Annotated in this window: 12 protein-coding genes and 1 pseudogene; 9 read left to right on the top strand and 4 right to left on the bottom strand. The window is 71.2% G+C overall.

Features of this window, described 5'->3' with window-relative positions:
• Positions 1-225 precede the first annotated feature (225 nt).
• Positions 226-756 carry a GNAT family N-acetyltransferase gene (locus tag Pme01_RS07155; protein ID WP_168114162.1) on the top strand — a complete coding sequence of 177 codons (531 nt, stop codon included), beginning with the start codon at positions 226-228 and terminating at the stop codon, positions 754-756.
• Between the two features lie 349 nt (positions 757-1,105).
• Here Pme01_RS07155 and Pme01_RS07150 read toward each other — a convergent pair whose 3' ends face one another.
• The gene (locus Pme01_RS07150) at positions 1,106-2,734 is read right to left on the bottom strand and encodes an ABC-F family ATP-binding cassette domain-containing protein (protein WP_168114161.1); all 1,629 of its coding nucleotides are present in this window, start codon (positions 2,732-2,734) and stop codon (positions 1,106-1,108) included.
• 279 nt (positions 2,735-3,013) lie between these two features.
• On the opposite strand from Pme01_RS07150, the gene Pme01_RS07145 reads away from it, so the two are divergent.
• Positions 3,014-3,889, top strand: coding sequence for a serine hydrolase (locus Pme01_RS07145; RefSeq protein ID WP_168114160.1), 876 nt, complete (start codon positions 3,014-3,016; stop codon positions 3,887-3,889).
• Positions 3,890-3,903: 14 nt separating this feature from the next.
• Here Pme01_RS07145 and Pme01_RS07140 read toward each other — a convergent pair whose 3' ends face one another.
• Positions 3,904-4,212, bottom strand: coding sequence for an antibiotic biosynthesis monooxygenase family protein (locus tag Pme01_RS07140; protein ID WP_168114159.1), 309 nt, complete (start codon positions 4,210-4,212; stop codon positions 3,904-3,906).
• A 371-nt stretch (positions 4,213-4,583) separates the two neighbouring features.
• Here Pme01_RS07140 and Pme01_RS07135 point away from each other — a divergent pair.
• Positions 4,584-5,264, top strand: a pseudogene (locus Pme01_RS07135) (S1C family serine protease); the annotation flags it as partial.
• Positions 5,265-5,301: 37 nt separating this feature from the next.
• Here the strand turns inward: Pme01_RS07135 and Pme01_RS07130 are convergent.
• Positions 5,302-5,841 (bottom strand): DUF2231 domain-containing protein, encoded by a 540-nt coding sequence (locus tag Pme01_RS07130; protein ID WP_168114157.1) that lies wholly within the window; start codon positions 5,839-5,841, stop codon positions 5,302-5,304.
• Between the two features lie 143 nt (positions 5,842-5,984).
• Between Pme01_RS07130 and Pme01_RS07125 the strand changes: the two genes are divergently transcribed.
• The 4 genes from Pme01_RS07125 (at position 5,985) to Pme01_RS07110 (ending at position 8,790) form a co-directional block, all read left to right on the top strand.
• Complete coding sequence (locus tag Pme01_RS07125) at positions 5,985-6,326, top strand: STAS domain-containing protein (RefSeq protein WP_168114156.1); 342 nt, start codon at positions 5,985-5,987, stop codon at positions 6,324-6,326.
• A 29-nt stretch (positions 6,327-6,355) separates the two neighbouring features.
• Complete coding sequence (locus Pme01_RS07120) at positions 6,356-7,132, top strand: DUF72 domain-containing protein (protein WP_168114155.1); 777 nt, start codon at positions 6,356-6,358, stop codon at positions 7,130-7,132.
• Positions 7,133-7,266: 134 nt separating this feature from the next.
• Positions 7,267-8,514 (top strand): zinc-dependent alcohol dehydrogenase, encoded by a 1,248-nt coding sequence (locus Pme01_RS07115; RefSeq protein WP_168114154.1) that lies wholly within the window; start codon positions 7,267-7,269, stop codon positions 8,512-8,514.
• 126 nt (positions 8,515-8,640) lie between these two features.
• Positions 8,641-8,790: a hypothetical protein gene (locus tag Pme01_RS07110; protein WP_168114117.1), complete on the top strand. Its 150-nt coding sequence runs from the start codon at positions 8,641-8,643 to the stop codon at positions 8,788-8,790.
• A 28-nt stretch (positions 8,791-8,818) separates the two neighbouring features.
• Here Pme01_RS07110 and Pme01_RS07105 read toward each other — a convergent pair whose 3' ends face one another.
• On the bottom strand, positions 8,819-10,033 hold the full coding sequence (locus Pme01_RS07105; protein WP_168114153.1) for a helix-turn-helix domain-containing protein: 1,215 nt from the start codon (positions 10,031-10,033) through the stop codon (positions 8,819-8,821).
• A 426-nt stretch (positions 10,034-10,459) separates the two neighbouring features.
• Here Pme01_RS07105 and Pme01_RS07100 point away from each other — a divergent pair, with 426 nt between their 5' ends.
• Both Pme01_RS07100 and Pme01_RS07095 read left to right on the top strand, forming a co-directional pair.
• Positions 10,460-13,690, top strand: coding sequence for a penicillin acylase family protein (locus Pme01_RS07100; RefSeq protein ID WP_168114152.1), 3,231 nt, complete (start codon positions 10,460-10,462; stop codon positions 13,688-13,690).
• Between the two features lie 86 nt (positions 13,691-13,776).
• Positions 13,777-14,910, top strand: coding sequence for a serine hydrolase (locus Pme01_RS07095; protein ID WP_168114151.1), 1,134 nt, complete (start codon positions 13,777-13,779; stop codon positions 14,908-14,910).
• The last annotated feature ends 9 nt before the right edge of the window (positions 14,911-14,919 follow it).

Genomic DNA, 14,919 nt, shown 5'->3' with positions numbered 1-14,919 from the left:
CGAACAGACAAACGGCACCGACCCCAGGTGCTCCCGAAGCACCCGACTCAGCCCGTCCAACCGCTCATCCACCCGCCCAAAGTAGAGACCGGATACGACACTTTTCTCGAACGAATGTGCCAATTAGTGGGTTCCAATGGGTGCGTTGAGCTGTGGGAGCTGATCGAGGCGGATGCTGGGCATTTTCGGTGGCGTGGCGGGTCCGGTGCGGAGATGATCGTGGCAATGGAACTTGTCACGTCCCGTCTGCTGCTACGGGAGTTCAGCGAATCGGATCTTGACGCTGTCCACGCGTATGCCGCTGATCCCGAGGTGACGCGGTTCATGGACTGGGGACCGAACAGCCCGGAGGACACGGCCGCGTTCCTGGCCGAGGTGCGGCAGGATAGGCAGGCCGCGCCGCGCTCGGCCTACACCCTGGCCGTCGTCGTTCATGCGACCGGCGATCTCGTCGGCGCGATCCACCTGGAGGAGACAAGCAGAGCCCACCGCCGTGGCGAGATGGGCTACGTCCTGGCTCAGCCCCATTGGCGAAGGGGTTACGCCACCGAGGCCGCCGCGGCCATCCTCCGGTTCGGGTTCGACGAGGTCGGCCTTCGTAAGATCACCGCGACCTGCGACCCGGACAACGTCGCTTCCGCCCGCGTTCTCGAGAAGATCGGCATGCAGTACGAGGGGCATCTGCGTCAGCACTTGCTGATCCGAGGGCAGTGGAGGGACCGGTTGGCCTTCGCTGCCCTCTCGTCAACGCATTGACCGGTTGTTGGGCTTTCCGGAACTGCCGTCGAGAGGGTGGTGTTCGGCGCCGCCCACATCCTGGTGCGCGTGCGGCTGCGGTCACGCCGGCTGCGCTGCCCATGCGGATGGTCAGCACGGCGACCGTCCCCCACCGGACCGAACTCCACCGTCGTGACCGATACGGTGGCCAGTTTCTGTCCACGGTGGAGGGTCGAGTCGAAGACGATCCGCTCCCCCGGGACGATGTCGTGGTACACGGACTCGAACATCAGCAGCGGTCCATCCTGGTGGCGCGCGTGACGTAGCGGTCGGCCATGGTCTGACCCGTTGCGCTGGCGCGTCGGAATGGTCGGTCAGGGATGGTCGGTCAGGTAGTCACCGAGCCGGTCGAGCCGCTGTTTCCAGGACGTCCGTTGCCCCACGCCGGAGTGGCCGCCGACGTCACCACCCGACCGCCGCCGACCTCCCAGCGCCGGTTGAAGCCGACCGACCGCGCGAAGTACGTGTCGTGCGTGACCGCCAGCAGGGTCCCCCGGTACGCCCGGAGCGCCTCCTCCACCACGTCCAGCGAATCGAAGTCGAGGTAGTTGGTCGGCTCGTCGAGCAGCAGTACCGGCGACCGGCTGTTGACCATGACGGCGAGCAGCAGCCGGCGCAGCTCGCCGGCGGAGAGCGTACGCAGGGGCGCGCTCCACATCTCTTCGTCGAACAGGTACGCGTCCAGCAGCTCCTCGGCATCGTCGATGTAGACCGGCACCCGCGACCGGAAGAAGTCCAGGACGCTGATGCCGGTGCGGATGTCGTCGTGGGTCTGCGGCAGCAGGACAGCCCCGGTGAGCCCGGCCAACTCGCGCAGCAGGCTGGTCTTGCCCGCACCGTTGGGGCCGGCGATCAGGATCCGCTCGCCGGCCCGTACGTCGAGGTCGACGTCGTCGAGGATGGTGCGGCGACCCCGCCGCACGGTGAGGCCGCGTACGGTGAGCGGTGCCGGGTCGCCGGAGAACGCCAGCGTCAACACCGGACGGGTACGCGGCTCGGCCAGCCATCGGGCGCTCCGCAGCTGTCGATACAGTCGCCGCTCACGCGCCTTCGCCTTCTTGGCGACCTTCTTCGCGTACCGTCGGATCTTGTCGTTGCGGGTGCTGGCCTCGACCTGGCGGGCCTGCTCCTTGGTGCGTTCGATGTCGGCTTCCCAGCGCCGGCGCGCCTTCTCCTGCGCCTCGTAGTCGAGCAGTCGCCGTTGCCAGCGCCGGGCCTTCTCCGCCCGGTAGGCGGTGTAGCCGCCCTCGTAGAGCTGTGGCCGTACGTCGATTCCGTCCAGCTCGATGATGCGGTTGACGGACCGGTCGAGGAAGGCGCGGTCGTGACTGACCACCAGTACGCCGCCGCGGAAGGCGACGAGGTAGTCGGCCAGCCAGGCGGCGCCGTCGGCGTCGAGGTGGCTGGTCGGCTCGTCGAGTAGGAGCAGGTCGGGCTCGGCCAGCAGCACCCGCCCGAGCATGAGCCGGGCCTGCTCCCCTCCGCTGACCTCGATCAGACGGGCGTCGTCGGGCAGGTGCGCGACGTCGAGCCGCTGGCGGACCTCGGCGAGTCGGCTGTGCGCGGTCCAGCCGCGCAGCGCCATCCACCGCTCCTGCGCCGCCGCATATTCATCCGGCGCGGATGGGGAATCGGCCATCGCGGCGGCCAGCTGACGCATCCGCTGCTCCGCGGCGAACACCGGCCCAAGGCCTTCGCTCAGGAACGCACCGACGGTGACGTGCGGGTCGGGTACCTTCTGAGCCACGTACCCGAGCCGGGTGGCCGGCCCGGGCCGGACGTGCCCGGACGTGGGCGACTCCTGGCCGGCGAGTACCCGTAACAGGGTGGACTTCCCGACGCCGTTGGGGCCTACCAGCCCGATGCGGTGGCCGGCTCCGACGACGAGGTCGACGTCGGCGAAGATCGGGTCGGCGTGGAACCGCTTGGACAGCGCGGTGACCGTGACGAGTGACATGCTGATCCTCTGAACTCCGTGCGGCGGGACGTTTCGTCTGCGGGCACGCGGATCAGAGCATCGGGAGGATCACTCCAGTTCTACGCCGTCGGTTGGACTCCACCCTGCCGGCCAAGAACTGCGGCGGCAACCCAATTGCGGCGGCTACGCCACCACCGGACGAACCCACCGGGCGTTCCCAGGCTGCTCCCAGTGAATTCCGGGTGTCGCTACGTGCGTGACCCGGGCAGGCTGGGTTTGCATATCCGGAAACCGCACTCCCCGAGGAGCTCAATTCCGGTGCGCCTTCGCAATGTCTTCACGGCTTTCACGATCGCCGCCCTGGCGCTGTCGGCGGTCACGCTATGGACGGACGTCACCGGCACCGGGAACGCCGCCACCGTACCGGGCCCGTTCGCGCGCTACACCCGGGACCTGGGCGGCGAGGAGCCCTCCCCGACGCTCGGCATGGCCGGCCAGGCCGCTCCCCCGCTGCTGGCTCCCGCCCCGGTGAGCGTGTCCGTTCAGGGCTTCTACGCCTGGGCGCTGCTGGACCGCAAGACGGGCACGATGACCGGCTCGACCAACGCCGCCGCCGCGACCAACACCACCGAGTCGATGATCAAGGTCTGGATCACCGCGGACTACCTGCGCCGCTTCACCGCCGCCGGGCCGGACCAGGAGCGGCTGGACGAGCTGAGCCGGATGATCCGTGACAGCGACGACGCGGCCGCCCAGGACATCTACGAGGCCGACGGCGACAACGCGGTCGTCCAGCGGATGGTGAGCGTCTGCGGCCTGACCGAGACGTCGGTCGTGGACGGCTGGTGGAGCCGTACCCAGATCTCGGCGCGGGACGCGGTACGCCTCGGCGCGTGCCTGACCGACGGGCGCGCCGCCGGCCCGAAGTGGACGAGCTGGGTACTGGGCGAGATGCGTCAGGTACGCGGGGAGGGCCGCTTCGGCGTGGTCGAGGCGCTGCCCACCGAGGTGGCGAACCGGATCCCGATCAAGAACGGCTGGACCGTCGTGGGCGACGAGTGGCACGTCAACTGCATGGCCGTGGTCGACCGGTACGTGCTGGCGGTGCTCACCCGGTACCCGGAGGAGCTGGGGCTGGACTACGGGGCCGGTATCTGCCGAAGCGTCACCAGTCAGCTCCGTCCCCGTAGCTAGCGCTGCCGACACGCCTAGCTCTCCGGGCCGCTGCTCTGCACCACCTCGAACTCCAGCAGGGTCGCACCGGTCGCCACCGGCCGCTCCCGCTCGCCGGCGTGCGCCTCGCGGGCGCCGCTGTCGGCCCAGGCCCGGAAAGCCTCCTCGCTCTCCCAGCGGGTGTAGACGAAGTACCGGTTCTCGCCCTTCACCGGCCGCAGCAGTTCGAAGCCGAGGAAGCCCGGCGCGCCCTCGACCGCCCGGTGGCGGGCGGCGAAGCGGCGCTCGAGCTCGGGGCCGGAGCCCTCGGGTACGTCGATCGCGTTAATCTTCACAATCCCCATGGATCCACCGTATCCGCACCCGGTGTGCCCGGCGCAGCGGGCGCCCGCGCAGTCTCAGCCACCTCCCAGGCGCACTTCAGCACGCGCGAAGCCAACAGAGCCACGCTCGCTCTATGACACCCATCGAACCCGCTAGCGAGCAACCCGAGGCAGGACCGGCGCACCCCGCCACGCCTCGGCCGGAGCCGCCGGTCGGCCTCCTGCCACGATGGATGCCCCACCAGCCGTACTGGAGTCAACCCGTCGTATATGGACCCGTCGTATGTGAACCCGCCGCCAGTCAACCCGCCGTACCACCGCCGGGCAGGTGGCGTACGCGCGTGGCGGGCGGGTTCGCCGCGATGCTGCTCGCGCTGTGTGCCGGGTTGACCGGCGGTTACCTGGCGCACCGTCTGGACGAGGCCGCCCTCTCGCCCGGCCGGCTCGGCGCCTCGGCCACCGTGCTGGACCGGTCGACGCTGGCCGGCGTCGCCGCCGCGGTACAGCCGAGCGTGGTCTCGATCGACGCGGGCTCGGCCGAGGGGTCCGGCATCATCCTCAGCTCCAACGGCTACGTACTCACGAACAACCACGTGGTCTCCACGGCCCGGGACCGCACGGTCCAGTTGACCTTCGCCGGCGGCAGGACCGCCTCGGCCGGCATCGTCGGCGCCGACATCGCGCACGACCTGGCGGTCGTCCGGGCCAACGGGGTGTCCGGGCTGAGCGCCGCCGCCTTCGGCGACAGCCGGCGGGTCCAGGTGGGTGACACGGTACTGGCCCTCGGCAGCCCGCTCGGACTGCAGGGCACGGTGACCGCCGGCATCGTCAGCGCCCTGCACCGCGACCTGCGCGGGGCCGGCCGGGCCAACGGCAGCAGCTTCTCGATCACGGACGCGATCCAGACCGACGCCGCCATCAACCCGGGCAACTCCGGAGGCGCACTGGTCGACAGCGCCGGCCGGGTGGTCGGCATCAACACCGCCATCGCCACCGCCGGTCAGGGCCAGGGCAACATCGGCGTGGGCTTCGCCATCCCGAGCAACACCGCCAAGCAGGTCGCCGATCGGCTGATGGGTTCCTGAGAGCTGACGGGTTCCTGAAACGGAGTCAGCGGTTCTGGCTCGGCACGTTCTGCACGCCCTGCCAGACGGCGCGGGCGCCGCTGTCGCCGACCCGGTACACCTGGACCAGGTTCGCCCCGGCGACGATCACCGCGACCGCCGCGACGGCGAGCGTGAGCGCAGACGAACCACCGACCGCGGCACCGCCGCCCGACTCGGAGCCGGCCCGGGCGCCACGCCGGCCCAGGACGTACAGCGCCACGGCGGCCACGAGCAGCGGCAGCGCGAACCAGAGGAGGCGGTCGCCGAGGACCGCGTGCTGACCCGGGTCGCCGACCTTGAGCGCCAGTTGCTCCCCGCTGTGGGTCGCGACCGGGATGGCGAGCGTAGCGAGCGTGGCGAGCGCGACGACGATCCCTCCGTACCGGGCCCGCCACGAACTACGCAGCGCGACAGCGATCACCCCGAGACAGGCCAGGGGCAGCAGGACCACGACGGCGTGTACGACGAGCGGGTGCAGGGGCAGACCGTTGATGCTGTCGGGCACGATGGCCTCCTGTCGGGTACGGCGTTCGATCGTCGTCATTCTGCCGTTCGATCCTAGGAAAAAGCTGGGAGCAGCCAACCGCCGACGGGCCGGTAGACGTCATCCGTACGGCCGGAATGCGAGCCGGACGGCGGCGACGAAAAATGTCCATGCGGGCACATACGGGTGGAGCGGAGATTCGTATGACGTTTGTCTATACCGTCAACCGCCAGGGTCGCACGGTGTCGGTGACCGCCGGCGGCGAGATGGACGTGGCCGCCGGCGGGCCGTTCGGCTCGATGCTCTGCCGGCTGGCCGAGTCCGAGCCGACCGAGCGGATCGAGGTCGACCTCGGCGCCCTCCGGTTCATGGACTCCACCGGCGTCGCCGCGCTCAACCGGGCGTACCGGACAACCGGCCGCCACGGGTGCGTCCTGGTGGTGATCAGGGCGACCGGCGTGGTGCTGCGGGTCCTCGAACTCACCGGCGCACTGACCCACCTGTCGCCGCGGGCGGAGGCGGGCACCGATCAACCGTCGGCGTAGATGACGACCTGGGTGGGTACGCCCGAACCATGATCCTGGTTGGAACGTCGGGCTGGCAGTACCGCGACTGGCGCGGGCGCTTCTACCCGTCCGACCTGCCGCAGCGGAAGTGGTTGGAGTGGTACGCGGCCGCGTTCGCCACGGTCGAGGTCAACAACGCGTTCTACCGCCTGCCCGAGCGCGCCACCTTCTCCGACTGGCGACGGCGTACGCCCGACGACTTCGTCGTGGCGGTGAAGATGAGCCGCTACCTGACCCACATCAAGCGGCTGCGCGAACCGCAGGAGCCGGTGGCGCGGTTCCTCGACCGCGCGGCCGGCCTCGGCGACAAGCTCGGCCCGGTCCTGTTGCAACTGCCGCCGACCCTGCGCGCGGACGCCGGCCTGCTCGACGCCGTGCTGGCCGAGTTCCCGGCCCACGTCAAGGTCGCGGTCGAGCCCCGCCACGAATCGTGGTGGGTGCCCGAGATCCGCGAGACGCTCATCCGGCGCGGCGCCGCGCTGTGCTGGGCGGACCGGCTGGGCCGCCCGGTCACGCCGCTGTGGCGGACCGCGGACTGGGGCTACCTGCGGCTGCACGAGGGGCGGGCCCGGCCCCGCCCCGCGTACGGCCGGCAGGCCCTCGGCACCTGGCTCGGCCGGATCGCCGAGACGTTCGGAACCGACCGGGAGGCGTACGTCTTCTTCAACAACGACCCGGGCGGTGCCGCCATCCGGGACGCCGTCGCGCTGGCCGAGCTGGCCCGCCGCCGAGGGCTCCCGGTGACCCGCGCCGATTACGACCCAAGGACCGAGTTGGTGCACTGAGCATCCCTGATCATGGCTCGGCTGCCCGGTTTCGCCTGATCCAGCCGGGGTAGCCGCTCGCGTGAGCAGAGTTGTCCATCGCCTGCGGGGCGCGCAGGTGGTCACCGCCCCCACCCGACCGGAAGGAAGCGGCGATGAAGGCAGTCACCTGGCACGGGAAGCGGGATGTCCGCGTCGACACCGTTCCCGATCCGGCGATCCAGGAGCCGGAAGACGCCATCATCAAGGTCACGTCGACCGGCATCTGCGGCTCCGACCTGCACCTGTACGAGATGATGGGGCAGTTCATGACCGAGGGCGACGTCCTGGGCCACGAGGCGATGGGCGAGGTGTTGGAGGTCGGCCCGGGAGTCAACACTCTGAAGACGGGCGACCGCGTCGTCATCCCGTTCCAGATCGCCTGCGGGCACTGCTTCATGTGTCTGGAGGGCCTGCCGACGCAGTGCGAGACCACCCAGGTCCGCGAGTACGGGATGGGTGCGGCGCTGTTCGGTTACACGAAGCTGTACGGCCAGGTGCCCGGCGGCCAGGCCGAACTGCTGCGGGTACCGATGGCGGAGTTCGGCCCGATCAAGGTGCCGCACGGGCCGCCCGACGACCGGTACGTCTACCTGTCCGACGTGCTGCCGACCGCGTGGCAGGCGGTGGAGTACGCGGCCATCCCGCCCGGCGGCAGCGTCGCCGTCTTCGGGCTGGGCCCGATCGGGGACATGTCGACCCGCGTCGCCATGCACCGCGGCGCTGCCCGGGTGATCGGCGTCGACCTGGTACCCGAGCGGCTGGAGCGGGCACGCGGCAACGGCGTGGAGACCCTCGACCTCAACGAATACCCCGACATCGCCGCCACCATCCGCGAGATGACCGCGGGGCGCGGACCGGACTCCGTGATCGACGCCGTCGGCATGGAGGCCCACGGGGCGGCAGCGCGCACCGAACTCGGCGAGAAGCTCGGCGGCCCGAAACCGGACGCCCTGGTCACCAAGCTCAAGGAGATCACGGGCGTGGACCGGCTGGCCGCGCTGCACATGGCGATCGACACGGTACGGCGCGGCGGCACCGTCTCCGTCATCGGCGTGTACGGCGGCCTGGCCGACCCGCTGCCGATGCTGGAGATGTTCGACAAGCAGGTCGAGGTGCGCATGGGCCAGGCCAACGTGCGGACCTGGGTCGACGACATCATGCCGCTGCTGAACGACGAGGACCCGCTCGGCGTCGAGCACTTCGCCACCCACCGGGTGCCGCTGGACGAGGCGCCGCAGGCGTACGAGAACTTCCAGAAGAAGGTGGACGGCACGGTCAAGGTGCTCCTCAAGCCGCAGGAGAGCAAGAACCGCGAGAGCGAGGAGCGGTATGAGCAGCGGAGCGTGCGCACCAACAGGTGAGCGCACGCCCTGGGGAGCCGCATGGACCGGAACACCGTCACCTCGCTGCCGCTGACCGGGGACCGCGGCTGGCAGACGATGGCGGGCGGGTGACCGGTCCGGGGCGCCCGGGTGCACCATTGACCCATGCCACTGACCTCGCTGACGCTGACTCCGCTCCCTCCGCTCGCGTCTCCCGAGTCCACCGCGGTCAACGGCGTCAAGCTGCTCGGCATCGTGGTCGGCACGGTGCTGCTGCTGGCCGCGATGCGGGCCATGTTCGGCCGGCGCAAGTAGCCGGGCCGCGTCGTAGCCGGGCCGGCGGTCAGTTCCCGACGCCGCACCGGTCCGCGAGCTGCCGCAGCAACAGCGAGGACTGGCCGGACGCGACGTCGAGCAGCCGCCGGATGAGCATGTGGCTGGCCGGGCGGCGGCGCACCTCCTCGGGCGCCACCTGCTCGGCCCGCGAGACTGCGACCGTGGCCTCCGGGTACTGGCGGCACTGCCGGTACGCCTCGGCCATGTCCAGCAGGTAGGCCGCCTTGCGCTCGCGCGGCAGCCGGGCCAGCGACTGCGGCTCGATGGTGCTGGCGTAGGCGATCCCGCGCCCGCCCTCCTCCATCCGTACCAGGGCGGCGAGGCGGTGCAGGGCGACGTTGGTGGCGCCGAAGACGTTGACCGGGTCGCAGTACCCGGGCGTCAGCATGCGGGTCACCTCGTCGGCCCGGCGGTGCATCGTCAGCGCCAGGTCGTTGTCACCGTCCTGCGCGGCCGCCATCTCGGCGGGCAGCAACAGCATGCCGTACAGCGACAGCAGTTGCGGGTCGCGCGAGGCGAGCTCGGGCCCCATCCGGTCGGCCATCGCCAGGAGCGCGTCGAGGGCGTCCCGGGGGTGCCCCAGGCAGGCCATCGCCCGCGCCACGCTGCGAGTGGCTCGGGCCAGGCAGATCGTGTCGTCGACGCTCTGCGCCGCCATCATCGCGCGGTCGGCGGCCAGCCACGCGGTCTCCGGGATCTCGAGCTTCAGCAGCGTCGACGAGGCGAGCCGGTAGCTCATCACCAGGCAGCGGACCGCCTCCACCCGTTCGGCGCATTCAAGCGCCTCGACCGCCCGCTGCGCCTCCGCGATCAGCCCCGGCAGCACCCTGCCCATGGTCGAGAAGTGCGACGACAGCCAGGCCGAGCAGGCGTAGTCGACCTGTCCGCGCAGCCGGGCCAGGTCGGGCGCGGTGCCTCGCTCGCCCAGAAGCACCCGGTACGAGCCGAGCGCCGCGCGGATCGCCCGTACCTCCACGGCGTCCGGGCTCGCGACGGCCCTGCGGGCCACGTCGTCGTCGGTCAGCGCCGCGACGTCGATCTGGAGCGCGCTCGCCACCGCCTCGAGCATCGGTAGCCGTACCAACCCCCGCTGCCCGGTCTCCACCTTGTCCACCCAGCTGATGGAGCGCCCGACCAGATCCCCGAACTGCTGCCGGGTCAGCCCCCGCCGCGCGCGCCAGTAGCTGACCCGCCGGCCGATGTCCCGGTTACGAACATCCATGCTCTGCCCCACGAATGGTCAGCCTAATGTGGGCCGAACAGCTAGCTTGCACAAATTGTGCTCGTTTCCCAACGTTCAGTTACCACTCGATTTCGCGGCGCACCGTCGCGTGCCGATTTATAGCAGTACCCGGTCACCGAAATTGCGGGTTAAGGGCTTGGTACGGGCGGACTGCGCGACGGCGCGAGGTCTCGGAGTCCGCCACCGGTACTGAGGCATCCTCATGACCCCGATGCCTTAAATCGCAACGGTATCCGTGCACAAGCGCCCCACGGCGGGGCGCGGGAGGCTCTTCACCCTCCGGAGTGGACTGTTATTCGCCATCGTGCGGTTCGCGCACGCTCGCCGTACATTGACTGCACTCGTTGTTACGCTCGTCTATTCGAATGTTTCTCATATCGGCGGCCTGACCGAGGGGAACCCGCGATGCGCTCACGACCGGACGACAGAGGGCTGACCCATCGACTCGCGGTGCTGACCGTGGCCTCGGCCATGGCCCTTGCCGTGGTGTCGGTGCCCGGCGAACCCGTGGGCGCGGCCCCGGCGCCCACGGCGCCGACCGCCGCCGCAGCGCCGGCCGCCGCCGCCGGCGACGACTACTGCCTCGGCCAGTGCGGCGACATCCTGCCCCCGGGTCAGAACGGCAACGCGACCCTCGCCGACATCCTCGCCCACAAGACCCTCGGTACCCGGCCACCCCACTCCGGCGACCAGCTCGACCGGTACGCCGACCTGGTCTACAACTACGCCGGCCTCACCGACGGACAGATCGAGCGCTTCTTCAACGACGCCTCGCTGGGCGTACCCGCCGGCGAGGTGGAGCGCACCGACCGGCCGCGCCCCGACGTCACGATCGTGCGGGACCGGGCGACCGGCACGCCGCACGTCACCGGTACCACCCGGGCGGGCACGATGTTCGGCGCCGGGTACGCGGGGGCGCAGGACCGGCTGTTCACCATGGACCTGCTGCGCCACGTCGGCCGGGGCCAGCTCACCCCGTTCGCCGGCGGCGCGCCGGGCAACCAGGCCCTCGAACAGAGCGTGTGGCGCAGCTCCCCGTACACCGAGGCCGACCTGGCGGCGCAGGTCGACCACCTGCGCCGGCAGGGCAGCCGCGGCGCACAGCTCTACGACGACGTGACCGCGTACGTGGCCGGCGTCAACAGGTACATCACCGACTGCACGGCGAGCCTCAGCTGCCCCGGCGAGTACACGCTGACCGGTCACCTCGAGGGCCCGCAGCCGTTCACGCCGACCGACCTCATCGCCACCGCCGGGGTCGTCGGCGGCATCTTCGGCGGCGGTGGCGGTGCGGAGATGCAGTCCGCACTGGTACGCGTGGCGGCCCGGGCCCGGTACGGCACGGACGAGGGCGACCGGGTGTGGGCCGGCTTCCGGGAGCAGAACGACCCGGAAACGGTCCTGACCCTCCACAACGGACAGAGCTTTCCGTACGGCGCGGCGCCGGCCGACACCAGCGGCGTGGCCCTGCCCGACAGTGGCTCGGCGAAGCCCGAGCCGGTGGCGTACGACAAGAGCGGCTCCGCCGGCGTGTCCGGCGGACCCGCAGCCGCTGCCGGCGTGCTGCCGGGGCTGCGGATCGGCGCCACCCACCAGGGGATGTCCAACGCCGCCGTCATCTCGGCGGCGAAGTCGGCGACCGGGCACCCGATCGCGGTGTTCGGCCCGCAGACCGGGTACTTCTCGCCGCAACTGCTCATGGTCCAGGAGTTGCGCGGCCCCGGCATCGCGGCGCGCGGCGCGGCGTTCGCCGGGCTCAACCTGTACGTGCTGATCGGGCGGGGCCTCGACTACTCCTGGAGCGCCACCTCGGCCACCCAGGACATCACTGACACGTACGCGCTGTCGCTGTGCGAGCCGGACGGGTCGGCGCCGACGGTGCAGTCGCAGCACTACCTGTGGCACGGGCAGTGCACGGCGATGGAGGTACTGGAGCGGCGCAACTCGTGGCAGCCGACGCTCGCCGACGGCACCGCGGCCGGCTCGTACACGCTGCGGACGCTGCGCACCAACTACGGCCTGGTGACCTGGCGGGGCACGGTCGACGGCAGGCCCGTCGCGTTCACCAGCCTGCGCTCGACGTACCGGCACGAGGCGGACTCCGCGATCGGCTTCCAGATGTTCAACGAGCCCGCCGCGATGACATCCCCGGCCGGCTTCGCGAACGCGGCGGCCCAGATCGGGTACGCCTTCAACTGGTTCTTCGTCAATTCGAAGGACAGCGCGTACGTCAACTCCGGCCTCAACCCGGTCCGTTCGGCCGTTCACGACCCCAACCTGCCGGTACGCGCCGAGCAGCGGTACGAGTGGCAGGGATTCGACCCGGCCGCCAACACCGCGACCTACCAGGGCGCCGCCCAGCACCCGCAGGGCGTCAACCAGGACTACTTCGTCAGCTGGAACAACAAGCAGGCCAAGGACTACTCGGCGGCCGACGGCAACTTCAGCTTCGGGTCGGTGCACCGCGGCGACCTGCTGGACGCGCGGGTACGGGCGGCGCTGGCCGGCGGCGGCACGCTCGACCGCGCCGGCACGCTGCGCCTGGTCGAGGACGCGGCAGTCACCGACCTGCGCGGCGAGAAGGTTCTCGGCACCCTGCTGCGGGTGCTGACCAGCCAGCCGGTGACCGACCCGGGGGCCGCGGACGCGGTGGCCAAACTGACCGCGTGGCGCAACGCCGGCGCGAAACGCGTCGAGACCGCCCCCGGATCCAAGGTGTACCGGCACGCCGACGCTATCCGCATCTTCGACGCGTGGTGGCCGCTGCTGGTGTCAGGCCAGTTCAAGGGCGACCTGGGCGACGGGCTGTACGCGTCGCTGGCCGGCGCGATGCAGATCAACGAGTCGCCGTCCGGCGGGCAGCAGGGCGACGCCGGCGGCCCGTCGTCGGTCAACGAGGCGCAGGCGCACAAGGGCTCGTCGTTCCAGTACGGCTGGTGGGGCTATGTCGACAAGGATCTCCGGGCGGTCCTCGGCGACCCGGTGAGCGGCCCGCTCCCCCGGCGCTTCTGCGGAAATGGCGCCGTGTCGGCGTGCCGGCAGACGCTGCTGACCACCCTGGGCCGGGCGGCCGCGCAGCCCGCCGCCGAGGTGTACCCGGGCGACGCCACCTGCTCCGCCGGCGACCAGTGGTGCGCCGACTCGATCGTTCACTCCCCGCTCGGCGGCATCACCCAGCCGCCGATCGCCTGGCAGAACCGCCCCACATACCAGCAGGTGGTGTCGTACCCGGCGGCGCAGGGCAGCCCCGTCGCCAACCTGGCCGCCGGCCGTCCGGTCAACGCGTCAAGCACCCAGTTGCTGTTCTCGACCGCGGCGGCGGTCGACTCCGACCGGGGTACCCGGTGGTCCAGCGGCTGGAGTGACGACCAGTGGATCCGCGTCGACCTGGGCGGTACGCAGCCGGTCTCGCGGGTCGTGCTGCGCTGGGAGGCGGCGTACGCGAAGGGGTACCGCATCGAGGTCTCCGACGACGGCGGCACCTGGCGGCCGGTGTGGTCGACCAGCGCCGGGGACGGCGGCGTCGACAACGACACCTTCACCGCCACGACCGCCCGGTACGTGCGGATGACCGGCCTGAAACGGGCCACCGGGTACGGGTACTCGCTGTACGAGTTCGAGGTGTACGCGCGCTGACGTGCCCCTCGCGCGACACGGACACTTCGCCACTTTAGAGTTATTTGCCGGATTTGACCCATCCTTGCTGCTAACGTCAGCAGGCGATGTCCAGCAATGCGCACCGCCAGCGCCCCGGCCAAGCCGCCGGGTGGGCCGGCGCCGCGCGAGGCGGCACCCAGACGAACGCCGCACGCGCGGACACCCAGACCAGCGCCGCACGCGCCGGCAGGCAGGCCGCCGCGAGGCGACGCGCCACCGCGCCGCGACGGTCCGGCCCGCAGGCCGCCGCCGCGCGACACACGCAGGCCGACTACCCGGTACGCGCACGCAAGCCGGCCACCACCACGCGCCGGCCGGCCGGCCTCGCCCTGTCGCTGACGCTGCTCGCCACGCTCATCACCGGCGCGTGCGTGTCCCGGCTGTCGACGTCCCACGGACCCGCGGTGGCGCTGGCGCCCCAGGTGAGCCGGACCATCCCGGACCCGGCCGACGGCGCACAGCCGGTGTCCTGGCGTCCGGTCGACGCCGCGCCGCACGCCGTACCGGTGCAGCTCCAGCCACCGGCGGCGGCCGCCGCCGGCCCGGGATCGGTGACCCTCGCCCGGGCCTCGGGCGAATGGGTGAGCTGGGCCCTGCTCGACCGGAGCACCGGCGGCCTGACGACCGGCGGCGACACCGGCACCAACTCCACCGAGTCGATGGTCAAGGCCTGGATCGCGGCCGACTTCCTGCAGGGGCTCGCCGGCAAGGAGCCCAGCGCGGCCGACACCGACCTGCTGCGCCGGATGATCCGCGACAGCGACGACCAGGCGGCGCAGAAGCTGTACGAACGCCGCGGCGGCGACGCCGTGATCAGGCGCCTGATCTCCACCTGCGGGCTCACCGACACCCGCCTGTACTCCGGCTGGTGGAGCCTGACGCAGATCTCCGCCCGGGACGCGGTCCGGATGGGCGACTGCATCGCCGACGGCAAGGCCACCAACGGCCGCTGGACCTCGTGGCTGCTGGGCGAGATGCGCCAGGTACGCGGGGAGGGCCGATTCGGCATCGTCCAGGAGCGCCCCGGGGTGGCCGTCAAGAACGGCTGGACGAAGTGGTGGGACGGCACCTGGCACGTCAACTGCCTCGGCGTCACCGACGGCTGGGCACTCTCGGTGCTCATCCGGTACCCGGCGAGCCTCGGCCTGGCCCACGGCGCCGAGGTGTGCCGCACCGTGACCCGGCAGCTCGCGCCGTAGCCTCCTCGC

It is taken from the genome of Planosporangium mesophilum, assembly GCF_016863255.1.
Classification (GTDB): Bacteria; Actinomycetota; Actinomycetes; order Mycobacteriales; family Micromonosporaceae; genus Planosporangium; species Planosporangium mesophilum.
Note: the sequence above shows the minus strand (reverse complement) of the source record. Positions and strands in the feature narration are given on the sequence as shown.